The following is a 17,370-nucleotide window of genomic DNA, read 5'->3' on the forward strand; positions in this document are numbered from 1 at the left end:
CGGTATCGTTGACCCGGACTTGCCTTCATCCCTGCCCCCCGAGATGGAAACCTGTTTATGCCGTTCGCTCGTTTCAGGCGGATCCCGCCCGCTTTTTTATTTATGCTTGTCCTCGGGTTGGGGGCCGAAGTTTCAGGGGCGCTGCCCAAGGTGCCCGAAGGGTTTGAAGTCCGGCTGGTCGCGACCGTCCCGGCGGTCCTCTATCCTTGCCAGGTCGGCACCGCGCCCGATGGCGCTTTGTTCGTGGCCGAAGACCCGATGGACCAGATTGGACCCTATGAGGCCAACCACGGTCGGATCCTCCTCTTTCGTGACGGCAAGGATCCGGTCGTCTTCGCCGACGGCTTCCGCGCCATCCAGGGCATGGCCTGGCACGACGGGGCGCTCTATGTCTCGCACATGCCTTTTCTCAGCGTGATCCGAGACAGCGACGGCGACGACAAGGCCGAGAGCCGCAAGGACCTTTTCAAAGACCTGGGGCCGACCGACAATCGCGGGCTCAACGACCATATCGTCTCGGGCATCCAGTTTGGAATGGATGGATATCTCTATATTTCGGTTGGCGACAAGGGAATTCCCAAGGCGACCGGCCCTGATGGACGCACGATCCAGATCGTCGGCGGGGGAACCTGCCGGTGCCGTCCCGACGGCACCGGGCTCGAAGTGGTCTCGACCGGTACTCGCAACCACCTCGAACCCAACCTCGACGATCGCGACAACCTCTTCACCTACGACAACACCGACGACGGACTTGGCTGGTGGACCCGGGTGACCCACCACGTCGACGGCGGCTATTACGGCTATCCGTACGACTACCACAACCGCCCGGATCGCCATCTCCCCAGGATGGCCGAGTACGGCGGTGGCTCCCCCTGTGGCGCGGTGCTCTATAAGGAAGATGCCTGGCCTGAGAAGTACCATGGCGTCGGTTTCTGGGCCGAGTGGGGAAAAGGGAAGGTTCATGCGTTCCGCTTTGCCCCTGACGGCGCCACGTTCAAGGTCGTCGAAGAGATCGACTTCGCGGTTGCCGACGGCCTCTCCAACTTCCGGCCGATCGACCTGGCCCTTTCCCACGACGGCCGCACACTCTACGTGGCTGACTGGGGGATGGGCGGCTGGGGGAGCAAGACTGAGAAGGTGGGCCGTGTCTTTGCCATCACGTACAAAGGGCAGGTTGAGACCCGCCCGCGCGGCCTGGATGCGGATTCGGTCGACGACCAGATCAAGCAGCTCGACCACCCTGCATTCAGCGAGCGGATGCGGGCTCAGGCCGCTCTGATTGCCAAGGGCCGCGCGGCCTTCGAACCCGTGCTCAAGGCACTCAATGATGGCTCGACCCCCGCCGTGGCGCGGCGGCATCTAATCTGGGCCGCCGAGGCGTTGGCCCCCGAACCCGCCGCGCTTGAAGCCGGGCTGGCCGTCGTGCTCAAAACGTCGGAGCCGGACCTTCGCGCTCAGGCGATTCGCGCGCTGGGCCAGTCGGCCAAACCGGCACGTCCTTCGGCCGTGGCACTGGCGATCGGAGCCCTCGACGACCTTGATCCGGTCGTCCGGCTTCAGGCGGTGATTGCACTCGGCAGGCTGGGACATGCCGATGCGGTCCGGCCTTTGCTCCCCTTGCTGGCCGCGACCGACGACTTTATCGCCCTGAGCGCTCGCCAGGCACTCAGGCGGATCGGCGACTGGAAGGGGGCGGCGAGCGGGCTGAGTTCGGACGACCCGAAGATTCGCGCCGGTCTCCTGGCCGCGATGGAGCTGGTTTACGAGGATGACGCTGCCCGGGCGCTCGCCGAGTATGCCAACGACAGCCGTAAGGACGTTGAAGAGCGGGCGCGGGCCGTCTTGTATCTCTCGCAAGTGGATCGCAAGGCCAGGCCGTGGGACGGAAGCTGGTGGGGGACTCGGCCGGCAGCCGGCAAGCCTCCGGCGAAAGTGGTTGACTGGGAGCAGACCCCGCTGGTGCTTGGCACGCTTCGAAGCCTCCTGAGCGATCAGGCGGTTGCGGTCCGTCTCGCCGCGGTTACTGCCGTTCGCGAGTCGCGCGATCGTGAGGCGCTGCCGGCCTTGCGACTTCTGGTCGATCGTGATCCCGACACCTCGATCCGGGTGGCCGTGGCCAAGGCGCTGGGCGCTTTGGAGGATAAGGAGGCGTTGCCCGGCTTGATCGCCGCGATTCGGGCCCCGGGGACGCCCGAGCCGGTCCGTGACGCCGCGCTGGAGGCGGTCGAGACGATCGGCTCCGACCTGGCTGTCAATGCGCTTCTCGACTTGCTCGAAACCGGGGAGTCCGGCCCTTCGAGGCGGGCTCGCCTGCTGGCCGCCTTGGGGAGATTCAAGGCTCAGGCTGCCGTGGCATCGATCGTCAAGGCGTTGGGGGATTCGTCGCCGGAGGTTCGGTCGGCTGCGGCCGAAGCCCTGGGAAAGATCGGTCAACTTGATGGAGTGGACGGCTCGTTACGGGCGTTGCTGGCCGATCGTGCCGTCGAGGTTCGCAAGGCCGCGATCGTCGCCTTGGGGACGCTGGCCGATCGTGAAGCGATCCCCGCGCTGCTGGCCGCTGTGAACACCGATGAGACCCGGTTCGAGGCGACCGTCGCCCTGGCCGCCATGCCCGACCTGCTGGCCTTGCAGGTCTATCTGGCCGGCCTCGCCGACAAGAGCCCTGACCTTCGCAAAGCTTCGGCCGACGCCCTCACTAAGCTCCAGGCCGACGCGGCACCGGTGCTCGATCAGCTTGCTGCCCGGCGGGAGCTTCCCCCCGCGCTCGTGCCGGAACTTCGGAAGATCTACACCTCGCTTCAGCCGGTGACTGCCTGGCAACTCGCCGGTCCGTTCGAGATCGACGCCGCCCCCCCTGTGCCGGTGGAAGGACCGGTCGACCTTACGGCCACTCTGGTTGGTGCGCAGGACGAACCGGTGACTTGGAAGAAGGCGAAGCTTGTCGACAAGCAAGGGCGGGTCGACTTGCACAAGCTTTATTCGAGCCTGGACGACCGGGCCGTGTTTGCTTATGCCGAGGTCCAGAGCCCGTCGAAGCGGCTCGCGCCGATGGTCGTGGGCTCGGACGATACGCTCACGGTCTGGCTCAACGGTAAGCAGGTCTATGACTTTCAGGATCGCGATGGTTTTCGCCATGACCGAAGCCGGTTCGACGTCTCCCTGGTTGAGGGGACGAATCGCATTCTGGTCAAGTGCGGCAATCGTGGCGGTCTCTGGCAATTCGCGGTCGCGCTGGCGACGCCAGCGGACTATGCTTTCCTGAAGACCCCGGCGGTGGATGGGTTCGACCCTGACGGATTTCGTGCGTTCGCGATGAAGGGGCAAGGGAAGGCGGAGCGAGGCCGTTCGCTCTTCCAGGATTTGAAGGGCCTGGCCTGCATTCGCTGTCATGCCGTGGGCAAGGAGGGAGGGGCGGTCGGTCCTGAGCTGTCGAGTATCGGGGCCAAATACCCGCGCCATGAGTTGATCACCTCCGTTCTCTTCCCCTCCGCGCAGATCGCTTCGGGCTACGAGCCGGTCGTGGTGGCGACGGAGGACGGACGGGTACTCACCGGGATCATCAAGAGCGATACTCCCGAGGCGCTCGAGATCGAGGATGCCGACGCCAAGCGGATCCGGATTCCTCGTGATCAGATCGACGACCGCAAGCGAAGCGAGGTCTCGCTGATGCCGACCGGACTGGCCGAGGGACTTTCCAAGCAAGACTTTGCCGACCTGATCGCGTATCTTGAGACGTTGAAGGAGACGCCGGCTAAGGACCCATCGAAGTAGGCCGATTTGAGCCGGAAAGCGAGCTCTGGGGTGCCACAGGTTCCGTTCATCAGAACCGGTGGCACCCGGCAGCCGGTGCTCATTGACGGAGAGTGCCTTTGTTTGATTCACGTCCATGAGCGAGGTTCGACGCGGGCTTTGTGAAAGGCCGTTGGCGTTGGCGGGGACGCGGCGTTCCAGGTGTTCCGAAGTTTGTGAGCGAATATGTCCGATCCCATCGACGATGAGAATCAGCCCGCGGCTTCGAATCGCTCCAAACGCGAGCGGAGCACGCGCTATCCCGGCGTCAGCCTGGCCGAGAGCCTCAAACTCTGCGAGTCGATCGACGGCCTTGGTCTTGACGGCCTGACGGCCTCCGCGATCGCCTCGGCGTTGGGCTATAAGAACATCAAGACGAACACATTCTCGGCGCGGCTCAGTGCGGCCCGGCAGTTCGGCTTGCTGACCTTGACCGGCGATGGCTATGGACTGACCCCATTGGCCCGGACGATTCTCCACCCGGTGGAGCCGACCGAGGTGCCCCAACTCCACCGCCAGGCGTTGCTCAAGCCACCCCTCTATGCGGAGCTTGCCGAGCGGATGGCCGGGAAGCGCGTTCCCGACCCCGAGATTCTCGGCAACGTGCTCTATCACAACCACCAGATCATCGCCACGGCCAAGAAGCAGGCGGCCGAGGCCTTTCTCGAGTCGGCTCGGTTTGCCGGGGCTCTGGGGGCCGACAATATCTTCCATCCGAACGGCCCCCCCGCTCCTTTGCCTGCTCCCCCCCCTTTGGCGGTAGCTCCGGCCCCGGCGTCGGCTCCTCCCCTGCCCCGCCCTGCTCCGGCCGAGGTTCGTATCGACCTGCAACTCTGGGACGAGGATGAAGGCAAGCTGATTCGGGTCCGTTCCCCCCGGACGATCAGCGCGGCCAGCTTCGAACGCCTCCTTCAAACGTTCCGGCTCTTGGTTCGGATTAAAGACTGAACTCGATCGGAGTGGAGCCGTTACGCTCCGACTCCGCCTGCTTTACCTCTGGACGATGCCCGGAGCCTTGGCGTAGCATCGGCCCGTTCTTGTTGAGACCGATGCGCGAGGGACTAGGTCATGATCGACGCGAGTAAGAACGATGCATCGGATGTTGGACTGGCCCAGAGGGCGTCCAGCGGGGCGATGACCGCCTTCATCATCCTGTTTGCGATGAATCTGCTCGACTACCTCGACCGCAATATCCTGGTCTCGATCCAGCCGCAGATCCGGGATGATCTGAAGGTGACCAACGAGCAGTGGGGTCTCCTGATGAGTGTCTTCCTCATCAGCTATTCCGTTTTCAGCCCGGTGATGGGCTGGCTGGGCGATCGCTATCGCCGGACCTGGCTCCTCGCCTTCGGCGTGGGGCTCTGGAGCCTGGCGACGGTCGGCAGCGGCCTGGCCCGCAGCTACGGCGATCTGGTCTTGGCCCGGAGCATCCTTGGTATCGGCGAAGCGACCTATGGGGTCATTGCCCCCACAATCTTGATCGATGTCTTCTCACGCCACCAGCGGTCCCGCGTCCTGTCGGCGTTCTACCTCGCGATGCCGTTTGGCAGCGCTTTGGGGATCGGCCTGGGGCCGCTCATCGCCAAGAACTATGGTTGGCACATGGCCTTTTACGTTGTGGGTGTGCCCGGTCTGGTCGCGGCGCTCTTCGCGTTCCTGCTTCCCGAACCGGTGCGCGGGGCGAGCGAGGGAATTCCGGTCGATCGGCTCAAGGCTCACGAGAAAGCGGGTGCCACGCGTGAGGACTATCTCGACCTGATGGTCAACTCGTCCTACACGTACTCGGTCTTCGGCATGGCCGCCTACACGTTCGGCATCGGCGGAATGCTCGTCTGGGTGCCGAATTACCTGTTTAACACCCGGCATTTCGACCAGCAGCGTGCGGGGACGATGCTCGGCCTCTGCACGTTCACGGCCGCCATCGTGGGGATGACCCTGGGCGGATGGCTCACCGATCGCCTGGCGAAGACGAGGCCTCAGGCCCTCTTCCTCGTATCCGGGCTGAGCATGATCGCCTCGATCCCGTTCGTTCTCCTGGCCCTCTTCTCGACCTCCGAGCCGGTGATCTATGCCATGATCTTCGCCGCCGAGGCGCTGATGTTCGTTAACACAGGGCCGTGCAACGCGATCGTCGCCAACGTGGTCCAGCCCAACCTTAGGGCGGCTGCGTTCGCGATCTCGACGTTCGCGATTCACTTCCTCGGCGACATCTGGTCCCCTTGGCTGATCGGTAAGGCAGCCGATCTCTTTGGCGATCCGGAAACGATGGCCAGCTCCTACGGCCAACTTCTCAAAGCGATCGGAGCGGTGCCTACTCAGGTGGTCGGTCATCCGCCCGAGAATATCGTTGCGGGCCTGCTGATGGTGGTCCCGGCGCTCCTGCTTTCGGGGATCGTGCTGATTGCTGGCGCCCGGCACCTGCCTCGCGAGATGGCCCTGATGCAGGCCAAGCTCAAGGCTGCGCCTCGCCCTTCCCAGGCGCCAGAAACGACGGCTCTCTAAAGTCCGCTCCCATTTGGTAAGATGGCAGCGAAATTGGACGCTCCCCGCCGATTCGCCACCGATCGTCGTCGCCATTGGCATCGAGATTGATAGAAGCGGTTTTTGGGAGATCCGTGGCACCCGGTCGCCGGTTCCCGTCGACGAGGCGCGTCCGAAATTGTTCCCCCTTTCGAGGCGAATTGTTTTCTCAGGAACTGTTTGACCATGACCGCACCCATTCGCATCGCCGTGACAGGAGCCGGAGGCCAGATTGGCTACGCTCTGATCTTCCGGATCGCCTCGGGAGGTCTCTTTGGGCCGAGCCAGCCCGTTTCGCTTCGGCTCCTGGAAATCACGCCCGCCTTGCCCAGCCTGAAGGGCACCTTGATGGAGCTCGAGGACTGCGCCTTCCCGCTCCTGGCGGATGTCCAGGCGACCGACCAGGCGACCACCGCGTTCGAGGGAGCCGACTGGGTCATCCTGGTCGGTGGCTTGCCTCGCAAGGAAGGGATGACCCGCGCTGACCTGATTCGGGCCAACGGGCCGATCTTCACCGGGCAAGGCAAGGCGATCAACGATGCTGCCGGGCCGAACGTCCGGGTCCTGACCGTCGCCAACCCGTGCAACACCAACTGCTTGATCGCCAAGTCGCACGCCCCCAATATCCCGGCCGATCGCTGGTTCGCGATGACCCGGCTCGACCAGAACCGGGCCGCCGCGCAGCTCGCGGAGAAGGCAGGCGTGCCCGTCAGTGAAGTCACGAACGTGACGATCTGGGGAAACCACAGCGACACCCAGTATCCCGACTACAAGAACGCCAAGATCGGCGGTGCGCCGGCGACCACGGTCATCACCGACCCGACCTGGTTCACGGAGCAGTATATTCCGGGCGTGGCCAAGCGCGGTTCCGCGGTCATCAAGGCGCGGGGCGCCTCATCGGCGGCCTCAGCAGCCAACGCGGCGCTCGATAGTGTCCGCTCGCTCTCGACCCCCTCGAAGGGGGACGACTGGTTCAGCACCGGTGTCGTCTCCGACGGCAGCTACGGCATTCCGGCCGGCCTGATCTATAGCTTCCCGATGATCTCCTCTGACGGCGGCCGCTGGTCGATCGTTCCGGGCCTGACGATTGACGACGAGGCTCGCGGTCGCCTCGATGCCTCCGCGAAGGAACTGCAAGCCGAGCGCGAGGCTGTCAAAGACCTGCTCGGACCGGCTTCCTGAGCCTGATTTTATCGTCCCAGCCGGATGAATTTTGTCTGGATAGCCAGAGATATGGATCTCTGGCTATTTTTGTTTGAGTATGCCAGAAAATGCTTGTCGTCGGTATGTTGCTTTGCCCCGCGTGCGACGCCAATGCAGACCGCTCTATTGATCCCCCAATATCACCGGCAGGTCATCGACGAAGTCGCCCCCTGGTGTGACGCGAAACCGGCGCAGGATGTTCTTGTCCAAGTCGACCAGCTCAATCACGGACGAGCCGTCTTTGCTTGCCGACAGCTTGTACTGGCTCTTCCCGTTCCAAACACCGAGGCAGATTCTTCCATTCGCGGTTGTATAGCCGACCGACCTGACGAGTCCATCGTCCTTTTCATCCCCCAAGCTAAATATTATGCGTTTGTCCTGATAAACTGTTCCATTGATTAAGGGAGATCCCTCCTTGTCTCGGAGGACAAACTTCGAGAAATCTTGCTTTTCATCGTCCTCCAGGGAGACGATGATCTTGCCACGGTCGTCCCTCACAAGAAGCGTTTTGGGATGAGACGTGGCGTTGTCATGGGGGGGGCCGTTCGTTTCTTTGAAGACCAACCCCACGATGATCGCAGCACCTGCCATCAGAAAAACCGTCTTCATAGCGATGCCGAGAATCTCGTAGAGGGCTTTGGCCAGGCTGAGAATCATCGCCTCTCTCCTGAAATCCGATTGTGACGGTTCGCGGTCGCCACGAAATTATCTTTTTTGTGTGCGGTCTTCGTGGTCGTGTTTGACCACCATCTCCGATTTTCAATGAATGTTTGTTTGCGCCTTTTGGCTCTGAGTGTGATCGTGCCCCTGGCATTCAAGGGAAACGAACCTACTGCTTCGCCGCCCCCTCGACCTCGGTGACCAGCGCCTCGACGGCCCGATCGAGGGCTTCACCCCGGAGGTTCTCGTTGCGAATGATCCCGTTGGCGTCGACCAGGTAGACTGTCGGCCAGGAGCTGACGCCCCATTGGACCGAGATCGGTCCATGCGGGCCGCCGTCCCAGAACGACCGCCAGGTGATCCCTTCCTTGGCCGAGACTGTCTTGGCTTTGGCGCGGTCTTCGTCTCCATTGACGCCGATCAGGACGAACGGCCGCCCCTTCATCCGCTCGACCAAGGTGCGCTCTTGGGGCACCATGCCCATACAAGGGCCGCACCAGGTCGCCCAGAATGAGAGGACGACGACCTGACCTCGGGAGTCGGAGAGTTTGAGCGGCTTACCATCAACGTCTTCGCCTTCGAGTTTCGGCATGGCGCAGCCGATCTCAAGGTTCTGCAGTCGGAAAAGTGCCCCTGCGGCCTGCTCACCCAGGGGCGGGAAGTCTTTCCCCATTGGCTGGAGGTCGGCGAACTCTTTCAAGGTTCGCTCGTAGAGCGTCTTTGCCTCACGCTTTGCCGTGCCCAGATCGACGGCGCGGATGCGACGGACATTCTCGGGGCCGAGATGGGATTCCACCTCTTTGCCTCGGAGCGGATCCTCGAGGTATCGCGCCACGCGGAGGAATTGCTGTTGATGACGCCCTAGGCTGAAGCAAGCCAGGGCTTTTACGTTGCTGTTCGATGTCCGCTCAACCGCGGCGCGGAGAAACGCCTCGGCGTGCGCGGTCCAGCTGGAGTCGCTCCATGCCGTCCGGACGACGGGCAGGATCGCGTAGGTATCGAGGTATCGCTTGGCCATCAGGTCGTAGGCCGCGTCGCACTCGGCGTCCAGCTTCGCGGAGTAGCCGCCGAGGCCGCCACTGATGACCCAGGCTACCGCCTCGGCGGCCTCAGGGGCGTCGGGGTAAGCCTCGGCCAAGGCTAAGGCGCGACGGGCGAGGCCGGCGGCCTGCTCGTAGTAACGGTCGCCGGCCGCCTTCTGCTCCGCCTCCGTCGCCTTGGATCCCCGGCCGAGGTCCAACTCCTCCCAGGCTGCTTCGACCTCCTTCTTCAACCGCGCAAGCTCTACCGTCGGCTTGGTATCCGACTCCCCCACGACCGGAGTCGCAAGCATGACTGTCAGCAGGCCAGCCACGAGATTTGCGAATCGCATCGCAGCGTCTCCTGTGCTCTTACAGAAGTAATATACTCTCGAGAATCTACCCTGACAAGCGTCGTTGTGCAACCTTGTTGTTGATGAGACGGGTATTTTCGTCGTCTTGGGAGGCGATTTGCAGGAATGCCGGAGTTGGTTTGCCGTGGGGTCACCGACGGGGTTTGAGAACGCGACCTTCGGGGGTTGAGAGACCAAGGGGGCCATGTTCACCCTTACGAGATTGGAGGTGTTCCCGGGGTATTGCCTCGCCAGGTCATCACGGCCTTCAGGGCGATCCTGAACGACGCCGATTTCAACGTTTTCCTGGTCAGGAAGTGGAGATCACGGATAATGCTTTGAGCGACACCAGCGTCACCGATGGAACGAAGTTCATACGGGACGATCAAGGCGGCGAGGGAGATCGCGGAGTCCCTGGCTCACGAACCGGGGCCTGCCATGGGATTGGCCAATCAGAACACCATGAATCGTAAGCTTGTTTACGTGCGCGAGTGTATTTGAGATGCCTGTTTTGCTGGTTAATGTGCTGATGTTCCGGGGCGAGTTGAAGAGCGTGCCTAAGCAGATAAGACGGAAGATCGGAAAATTCGATCACCTTGGCCTGCTGGTTCTGGTGCTGGCGTTCGGGGGTGAGCAAGGCGCCTGCGGCGCTCCACCTGACTCTTCGCCGATCGTATTCCGAGAGATCGCCGCTCAGGCGGGGGTGCCCTTCCGCTTCGACACCGGCTCACGTCAGCGTCACGACCTGCCCGAGGTGATGGGGGGCGGAGTGGCCTTGATCGATGGTGATCAGGACGGATGGCCCGACCTCTATTTCTGTAATGGCGGTCCCATTGGCTCACGCGAGGGGAAGGCCGACCCGCCTGGTCGCTACTACCGGAATCAACGAGACGGCACCTTCCGCGACGAGACCGAGACCGCCCGGGTGCCTGGGCCGAGCTACGCGATGGGCGCGGCGGTTGGCGACGTGGATGGCGACGGTCGAGCCGACCTGTTCGTCACCGGCTGGCGTGATCAGCGCCTCTACCGCAACGAGGGGGGAGGGAAGTTTGCCGACATCACGGCCCGCGCCGGTCTCTCGTCGGGCCTCTGGAGCACCTCAGCTGCCTTCGCCGACCTCGATCAGGACGGCGACCTCGATCTTTATGTCGCGAACTACCTGGATTTCGATCCGAACACCGCGCCCTACTGCGCGGCTCCGGACGGACGGCGGGATTACTGCGGTCCCGAAGATTTTCCCGCCCAGCCCGACCGCCTCTATCGCAATAACGGCGACGGCACCTTCACCGACGTTTCCGCGTCGGCCGGCATTGCCTTGCCCGGTGGCCGGGGACTGGGCGTTCTGATTGCCGACATGACCGGGGATCGGCTCCCCGACCTCTTCGTTGCCAACGATGGGAGTGCCTGCTGGCTCTTTGAGAACCAAGGGGGGATGCGGTTCAGGGAAGTCGGGGAAGCACGCGGCGTGGCGTTCGATGGTCAGGGGAATGCGCTGGCTGGCATGGGTGTCGCGCGAGGCGACTTCGATGGCGATGGCCGCCCTGACCTTGTCGTCAGTAATTTTTACGACCGCTCGACGGTTGCGTTCCAGGCCCTTGGCAAAGGGAACTACCGCGACGTCTCGGTGAGCCTGGGGCTGACGGCCGCGACTCGCAGTGTGCTTGGTTTCGGCATTCTGCTCGAGGATTTCGATGGCGACGGCCGGCTCGACCTGTTCCAGGCAAACGGCCATGTCCTCGACCGCGCCCGGCTGGGGGTTCCGTTCGCGATGCGTCCCATGGTGCTTCGCAATGAAGGGAGACGATTCGTTGATGCGAGTGCGGGCGCTGGGCCTTGGTTCGGTCGGTCGATGCTCGGCCGAGGAGTCGCTGTCGGCGACTTCGACCGCGACGGCCGGCCCGACGTGGTGGTCAACTCGCTCGATGGTTCCGCCTCGCTCCTCCACAATGAGAGTCGCGGAGGCCGTTGGCTGGTTGTCGACCTGGTCGGCCGACACGCCGGGTCTGCGGTGGGCGCACGGGTCAAGGCGACCGTCGGCCCGCGCGTGCTGGTCCGCGAGGTGGTCGGCGGCGGCAGCTATCTTTCGGCGTCGGAGGGGTGCCTCTTCCTGGGAGTGGGAGCTGCCTCGGGGGTTGAGCGTCTGGAAGTTTCCTGGCCTTCGGGACGGGTCGAAACCTGGAATGATCTCGAGGTTGGCGGGAGACATCGCCTTGAAGAAGGGCGCGGCGCCGCTCGATAATTGACGGAGCGGTTCGAGATTGCGTTGTTTGATTCAATCATCAAAAGCGAACGTGAGGGAGGATCTTGTGGCGGAACAGCGACTGGCAACCGTTCGCCTCGTGGAAGAGTCGGAGGCCACCGGGGCGGTCGCTGCGATCTTCGCGGATATCAAGGCGACGAAGAAGCTCGACTTCATCCCTCACTTTTGGCGAGTCTTGGCGACCAACCCCACCCAGTTAGAGCTGGTCTGGACCCGGCTCAAGGCGATCATGCACCCTGAGGCCGAGGGGCGCACGGGCCGACTCGACCCGTTGACCCGTGAGATCATCGCTTTGGCGGTGTCGGCAACCAACGGCTGCGCCTATTGCATCAACTCGCACACGGCGGCCGTCCGCAAGCTGGGTCTGGACGTGGAGGCGCTTGGCGAAGTCATGGCGGTGGTTGCGCTGTTCAACGGGACGAACGCGATCGCCAACGGCTACCAGATCGAGCCGGACGTGTTTCCGCCGTTGGATTGAGGTCGGCTGTCGGATCCGCTGAGTCGTGGCAGGCGAGAGGAGCGAGCGAGGGGGGCGGGGCTGCCGATCGGAAAGGAGCCGATTCCTTCGGGGCGTCGCCTCGGAGGAATCGGCTGCCAAGCAAATGAGCGATCAGTTATTCGGTCGGCGTTCGAACTTGATCTCGAACGGCTCGCCGGTCAGCTCTTTCCAGCTCTTCTTCTGGTCGTCGGTCAGGGAAGCGACGACTTTTTCGAGGGCCTCTTTGCGAAGCGCCTGAAGCTTGCCCATCGCCGCTTGACGATCATCGCCGGCGCTCTGGAAGATTTCCTGCGATTTCTCGGCGATTTCCTGGCCGAGCTCCCGGATCTTCGCCTTCTGGTCGCCGGTCAGGCTCAGCTTCTCAGCGGTGGTGGGGTCGGCGAAGGCTTGCAGACCCTGGTTCTGGCGAATGATCTGCTCGAGCCGGGTGGTCTGCTCAGCCTTGAGGTCGCCCTTGACGGCTGCCTTGATCTCTTCGTTGGCTGCGCGCTGGATCCCGGCGATTTTTTCCCGCCGCTCTTCCTGTGGGATGTCCTGCATCTTCTCGCGTGTTTTCGCGTTGATCTCGCTGACGATCTTCGAGACCTTCTCGGCCTGCTCGCCCTCGAGCTTCAGCTCTTGCTGAACGCTTTTGTTGGACAGCAGGCCGTAGCCGCCGGCGCCACCGAAGCCGCCACGGAATCCCTGGGCTTGGGCGGTGGGCGCGGTAATGACGACAGCCGCACCGAGGGTCAGAGCCATGATCCCGAACGTCCGCATCGTCGACCTCCCCTACATCGTTGGAGTGAAACCGAAATGAGCTGGCTGCTGGAGTTGTCCACCGGCTGTCACCTTAGAACAGGCGGAACCGGATCGCAACGTCCCACCGTTGGTTAATGAGCGGCGGATCGCGGTTCGGTGGGCCGAGAATCTTCAGTCGACCAGGGAAGTTTCGGTTTTTGCTCGATTCTGCGCGCACCCGGAGGCGGTCGGTCTCGTCCTCGGATTGAGGAGCGAGAACGGGCCGCCTCCGGTCTGGTCGCCCATGGTGTTCGAGGGACGCTTACCACATCCTCTGCACGACCTTGGCGATCTCGATGTAGACCGGGATGCCGATGGTCACGTTGTACGAGAAGGTCAGGCCAAGTGAGGCGGCCAAGGGAAGGGTCGGGCTGGCCTCGGGGATCGCCATGCGTTGCACGGCGGGGACGGCGATGTACGACGAGGCACCACAGAGCACGGCGAAGAGGACGTACGTGCCCAACTGGAACGGGGTGTGGGTGATGGTGCTGAACGCGTGTGCGACAAAGATTCCAAGCGTGGCGAAGACGTTCGGGGCGATGATGCCGAACGCAACGAATGGCCAGCCTGCTCGACGCAGGTCCTTCAACTTCCGCGATGCCGTCATGCCCATTTCGAGCAGGAAGAGGCAGAGGATCCCCTGGAAGAGGGTGACGAAGAAGCTATCGTCCGCCCGGGTGACTTCGGGCCCTTGAAGGCCGCTGATGAAACCAATCGCGATCCCGCCGAAGAGAAGGTAGAGACCCGAGTTGAGGAACACTTCGTGAAGCAGTTTGCGCGAGAAGACCCCACCTGCCTTTTTGCCGTTCCCGTTCCCGTTGCCATTGTCCGGGTGTTCCATCTTCTCGAGCGCGAGCTCGGTCTCGGCTTCGATGGCGGCGTGGTCGTCATGACCGTGTGAGTCGCCGTGGGTCGGGATGGGCGAGACGGCCTTTGGGTCGTATCCCACTTCGTCCGGCATGTTCCCGAGGGCATCCATCCCTTGGTGGCGGAGCCGCGAGACGAGGTAGAGCGCCACGAGGCACCCGGGAATTTCCATGACGGCCAGCATCACCGGCATGTAGGCGTCGTAGAGGATGTGGGTCGATGCCAGAACGCCGAGGCAGGTCACGAAGGTACCGGCCGAGTCGGAGCCGTAGTAGCCGGCGACGGTCGCCTTATCCACCTTCCTCATGTTCGTGAACGCATTGAGCGTGAGGTAGGCGAGGACCCCGATGACGAAGTTGGTCATGAACCCGACCGTCATGAACCCGAATACCGAGCCGAAGAGCTTGGGGTCCATCGCGGCAAGTTCTTCGCCGCCGTGCCAACCGATCGCCAACAGCAGGTAGATCGTCAGGCCCTGATAGATGACGTACGGGAACTCAAACTTCACTTTGAGGATCGGGACCAGGAAGCCTAGGTAGAAGAAGAGTAAGAGCGGCTTGAAGAGGTTGTGTCGGAAGTTGTACCAGAATTCGCCGAGGATCCCCCGCTGCGAGGCCTGACCGCTCGTTCCCGAGGCGCCGTGAGAATTCGCCGACTCGTCGATGGCGACCTTCGATGCGGTGATCGTATTGGTGACGACGACCTTTGTTCCCGGCTTGAAGTCTTTGAGGACGATGCTCTTCTTGCCGCTGGAGTCCACCGTCTTTTTGGTGATGTTGACCCCGATTTCGACTTTGCCCGCCTCGTCGGTCAAGATCAATTGCTTGTTGACCGGGTCAACCGATTTGACGGTTCCATGAATCTCCTCGGCCAGGGCGGGCAAGGTCACGACGACGAAGGCAACCAGCCCGCTTGTCATCGCAAGCATGCGGAAACGACGGACGTTCATCGGCAAATGCTCCTGGGAATTGTCCCGGCTGACGAGTCGGCGACTAAACGGCTCCGGATACGTGGCGGGCTCGATGGAGGGGGGGGAAGGGTCCTCGAACCGGATGAGCGTCCCGGTTGACGGACGGGGGGGCGCGATCCCATGGGGGATGACTTGGCGATCGTGGTGCCGTCGGAGATCAAGGCGTACCAACAAGGCCCTCGAAAGACCGGATTTGACGAAGCGGACAGAGGATTGCCGACGGCTAAGCCAAGAGTCTTCGAAATCGAAGTATTATGAACTGGATTATGCATCTGGTCCCCGCCACCCAACGATGAAGATGGGCGCATCGATTCCTTATTCTCTGCCGCTCGACCAGTTGAGTTGGTCGTGCGGGTTCATCTGATCCAGAAGGTCATCCTTCTCCATGGATCAATTAAACCGCGAAGTCAGGTCCAGGTCTCGTTCCCCAGTCAGATCCTTGAGGAAAATCGAGCCTCGAATGATCTCTCAAAGGGGATGACGTCAACCAACTCCGGACGAATCGAAGGATCGATCGACGATCGGATGGGGGGGCCGAATCGTCCGGATCATGCAGATGTCAGGGTTTGCAGTGTACGTTGGGGGGGAAAGGCAAGCGTTTGGGGAAGAGATCGACTTGGGTCACAAGTCCTTCCTCCTCAAGGCTCAAGGGGCATACGTACCGTGTTCACCTTAGCGTGATTGGCGTTTTGTCGCAAGATCTTGTTGGGAAAGGTCGGATGGAAAGAGGTGAAGACCTGACCTGGCCACTGGACTTGACCCGAGGCACCGTTGGGAGTGAGTGAGTGGATTCGGCCATTCGCCATCGTCTCTGAAGAGAATTGGCGGATTGCTGTCCTAGAGTTCCCTCACGGGGTGCCGCCCCTTTCTCCAGCGATTGCTGACCGCGCTCGAATCCTCACGAAGAAGGAGTCGAACTTCCTATGGTGGAACTGATCTCGGAAATCTGGGCGGGACTTCGCGATGCGGGGTTGCCCGAAGTCATGCTCTTCCTGCCCGACGGAACGGCCAGCCGTTGCCATTGGGACGATACGGCCATCGTCGCTGACATTCGGGTCGCGCTCCTGGGCGATCAGGAGCGAAAGATCGTTCGAATCATTCCGGTTGACTCCTGCGTCGGGATTGGAATCGCCAGTCCCAAGGGGACCGACCCGATGAGCTACCGGGGCGTGATCAAGGAGAGACTCCAGGTGCGGTTCGATCCCGAGCAAGCCGTTGCCGCAAGCTCCTCCCACGCAGAGGCGCTGTGATCGGAACGACGCGTCACGATCGCGGGTGGAATTTGCCGTGGACTTCGCGCAATCGGCTGAGCTCGACCCGCGTGTAGACCTGGGTCGTCGCGATCGAAGCGTGCCCGAGCATCTCCTGGACAGCGCGGAGATCGGCGCCCCCGGCCAGGAGGTGGGTTGCGAAGCTATGTCTTAATGTGTGTGGGCTGACATCGGCGTGGAGACCGATGTTTTGCGCGTGGACCTTCACAATCCGCCAAAGACCGATCCGTGAGAGCGGCCGTCCGGTCCGCGACACGAACACGGTCAAGGTCTCCGGTCGGCGCGCAACCATCAGGGGACGATCCACCGTGAGGTAGGACACGAGGGCCTCGCGGGCCCGCTCGCCGAGCGGGACGAGCCGTTCCTTATCCCCTTTGCCCACGCAACGGGCGAATCCCCCCTTCAGATCAAGGTTGCGGGGGCGCAGGCTCACCACTTCGGATGCCCGACAGCCGGTTGCGTACAGCGTCTCGAGCGCAGCGCGGTCACGACGCCCGAGCCGGGTCTCCGCGTTCGGCGCACCCAGGAGGCGATCCACGGCCGCAGGGCCGAGAACGGTCGGTAGGCGATCCCAGACCGCCGGTGCCACCAGCAGTTTCGCCACGTTTTCCGTGAGCCGGCCATCGAAGATCAGGAACCGGAAGAAGGTCGACAAGCTTGCCAGGTTCCGCCCGATGCTGCTGGGCGCCAGTCCATGCTGAACCAGGAAATCGACGTACCCGACCAGGGACGAGATGTCGAGATCGGCCAGCGCGCCCGGCGCATGGGTCCTCCGCCAGCGATTGAAACGGACCACGTCCGAGCGATAAGCCGCCAGGGTGTTGGGCGAAACGCCGCACTCCGCCATCAGGTAGTGTAAGAACGGACCAATCGGGTCACGATTCGGGTCGGGGCGAGGGATGACGGGCATGGGGATGAACCGTTGTTCTCAGGAGATTCGTGTTTCGAAATACCGGCGTGTCTTCGAGCGGTTTACCCTCGAGTTGCCCCCTGGGGCGGCTGGGGACCTCGTATGGACACCAACCACTCTCGGTCGATCGGCCTTTGTGATCAACCCGAACGAATCTCGCTCTCGTTTCTCATCGGTCGCCCGCTCGTTCCCGCTTCATGGGCGGTCCCGATCGTGTCGCCGGCCAGAACGGAGACGAGACTCCCCTAGGATTCGAGGGGGCGGCTCTG

12 protein-coding genes are annotated in these 17,370 nt (G+C 62.6%); 7 read left to right on the plus strand and 5 right to left on the minus strand.

Translation table 11 applies throughout. The features are described 5' to 3' along the window. Positions 1-57 precede the first annotated feature (57 nt). The 4 genes from SINAC_RS05375 to SINAC_RS05390 all read left to right on the plus strand — a co-directional run bounded on the left by SINAC_RS05375 (position 58) and on the right by SINAC_RS05390 (position 7,491). The gene (locus tag SINAC_RS05375; protein ID WP_015244669.1) at positions 58-3,771 is read left to right on the plus strand and encodes a PVC-type heme-binding CxxCH protein; all 3,714 of its coding nucleotides are present in this window, start codon (positions 58-60) and stop codon (positions 3,769-3,771) included. A 204-nt stretch (positions 3,772-3,975) separates the two neighbouring features. Further along, a complete protein-coding gene (locus SINAC_RS05380; RefSeq protein ID WP_015244670.1) occupies positions 3,976-4,737 on the plus strand; it encodes a hypothetical protein in 762 nt (253 codons plus the stop codon). Between the two features lie 120 nt (positions 4,738-4,857). Beyond that, a complete protein-coding gene (locus tag SINAC_RS05385; protein WP_015244671.1) occupies positions 4,858-6,291 on the plus strand; it encodes a spinster family MFS transporter in 1,434 nt (477 codons plus the stop codon). 204 nt (positions 6,292-6,495) lie between these two features. Beyond that, complete coding sequence (locus SINAC_RS05390; RefSeq protein ID WP_015244672.1) at positions 6,496-7,491, plus strand: malate dehydrogenase; 996 nt, start codon at positions 6,496-6,498, stop codon at positions 7,489-7,491. Positions 7,492-7,635: 144 nt separating this feature from the next. Here SINAC_RS05390 and SINAC_RS05395 read toward each other — a convergent pair whose 3' ends face one another. Both SINAC_RS05395 and SINAC_RS05400 read right to left on the minus strand, forming a co-directional pair. Then, positions 7,636-8,169, minus strand: a complete 534-nt coding sequence (locus tag SINAC_RS05395; RefSeq protein WP_015244673.1) for a hypothetical protein — start codon at positions 8,167-8,169, stop codon at positions 7,636-7,638. Positions 8,170-8,341: 172 nt separating this feature from the next. Beyond that, a complete protein-coding gene (locus tag SINAC_RS05400; RefSeq protein WP_015244674.1) occupies positions 8,342-9,544 on the minus strand; it encodes a TlpA family protein disulfide reductase in 1,203 nt (400 codons plus the stop codon). A 502-nt stretch (positions 9,545-10,046) separates the two neighbouring features. Between SINAC_RS05400 and SINAC_RS05405 the strand changes: the two genes are divergently transcribed. Both SINAC_RS05405 and SINAC_RS05410 read left to right on the plus strand, forming a co-directional pair. Continuing rightward, complete coding sequence (locus tag SINAC_RS05405; protein WP_015244675.1) at positions 10,047-11,783, plus strand: CRTAC1 family protein; 1,737 nt, start codon at positions 10,047-10,049, stop codon at positions 11,781-11,783. 82 nt (positions 11,784-11,865) lie between these two features. Beyond that, positions 11,866-12,282: a carboxymuconolactone decarboxylase family protein gene (locus SINAC_RS05410; RefSeq protein WP_026011943.1), complete on the plus strand. Its 417-nt coding sequence runs from the start codon at positions 11,866-11,868 to the stop codon at positions 12,280-12,282. Positions 12,283-12,414: 132 nt separating this feature from the next. On the opposite strand, the gene SINAC_RS05415 is transcribed toward SINAC_RS05410, so the two are convergent. Then, positions 12,415-13,062, minus strand: coding sequence for a hypothetical protein (locus SINAC_RS05415; protein WP_015244677.1), 648 nt, complete (start codon positions 13,060-13,062; stop codon positions 12,415-12,417). Between the two features lie 283 nt (positions 13,063-13,345). Beyond that, positions 13,346-14,551, minus strand: coding sequence for a sodium-dependent bicarbonate transport family permease (locus tag SINAC_RS05420; RefSeq protein ID WP_026011942.1), 1,206 nt, complete (start codon positions 14,549-14,551; stop codon positions 13,346-13,348). 1,292 nt (positions 14,552-15,843) lie between these two features. Between SINAC_RS05420 and SINAC_RS05425 the strand changes: the two genes are divergently transcribed. Further along, entirely contained in the window at positions 15,844-16,170 is a 327-nt protein-coding gene (locus SINAC_RS05425) for a hypothetical protein (protein WP_015244679.1), read from the plus strand. Positions 16,171-16,183: 13 nt separating this feature from the next. On the opposite strand, the gene SINAC_RS05430 is transcribed toward SINAC_RS05425, so the two are convergent. Continuing rightward, positions 16,184-17,101, minus strand: coding sequence for a site-specific tyrosine recombinase (locus SINAC_RS05430; RefSeq protein ID WP_015244680.1), 918 nt, complete (start codon positions 17,099-17,101; stop codon positions 16,184-16,186). Between the last annotated feature and the right edge of the window lie 269 nt (positions 17,102-17,370).

The sequence above is a fragment of the Singulisphaera acidiphila DSM 18658 genome (genome assembly GCF_000242455.2).
Classification (GTDB): Bacteria; Planctomycetota; Planctomycetia; order Isosphaerales; family Isosphaeraceae; genus Singulisphaera; species Singulisphaera acidiphila.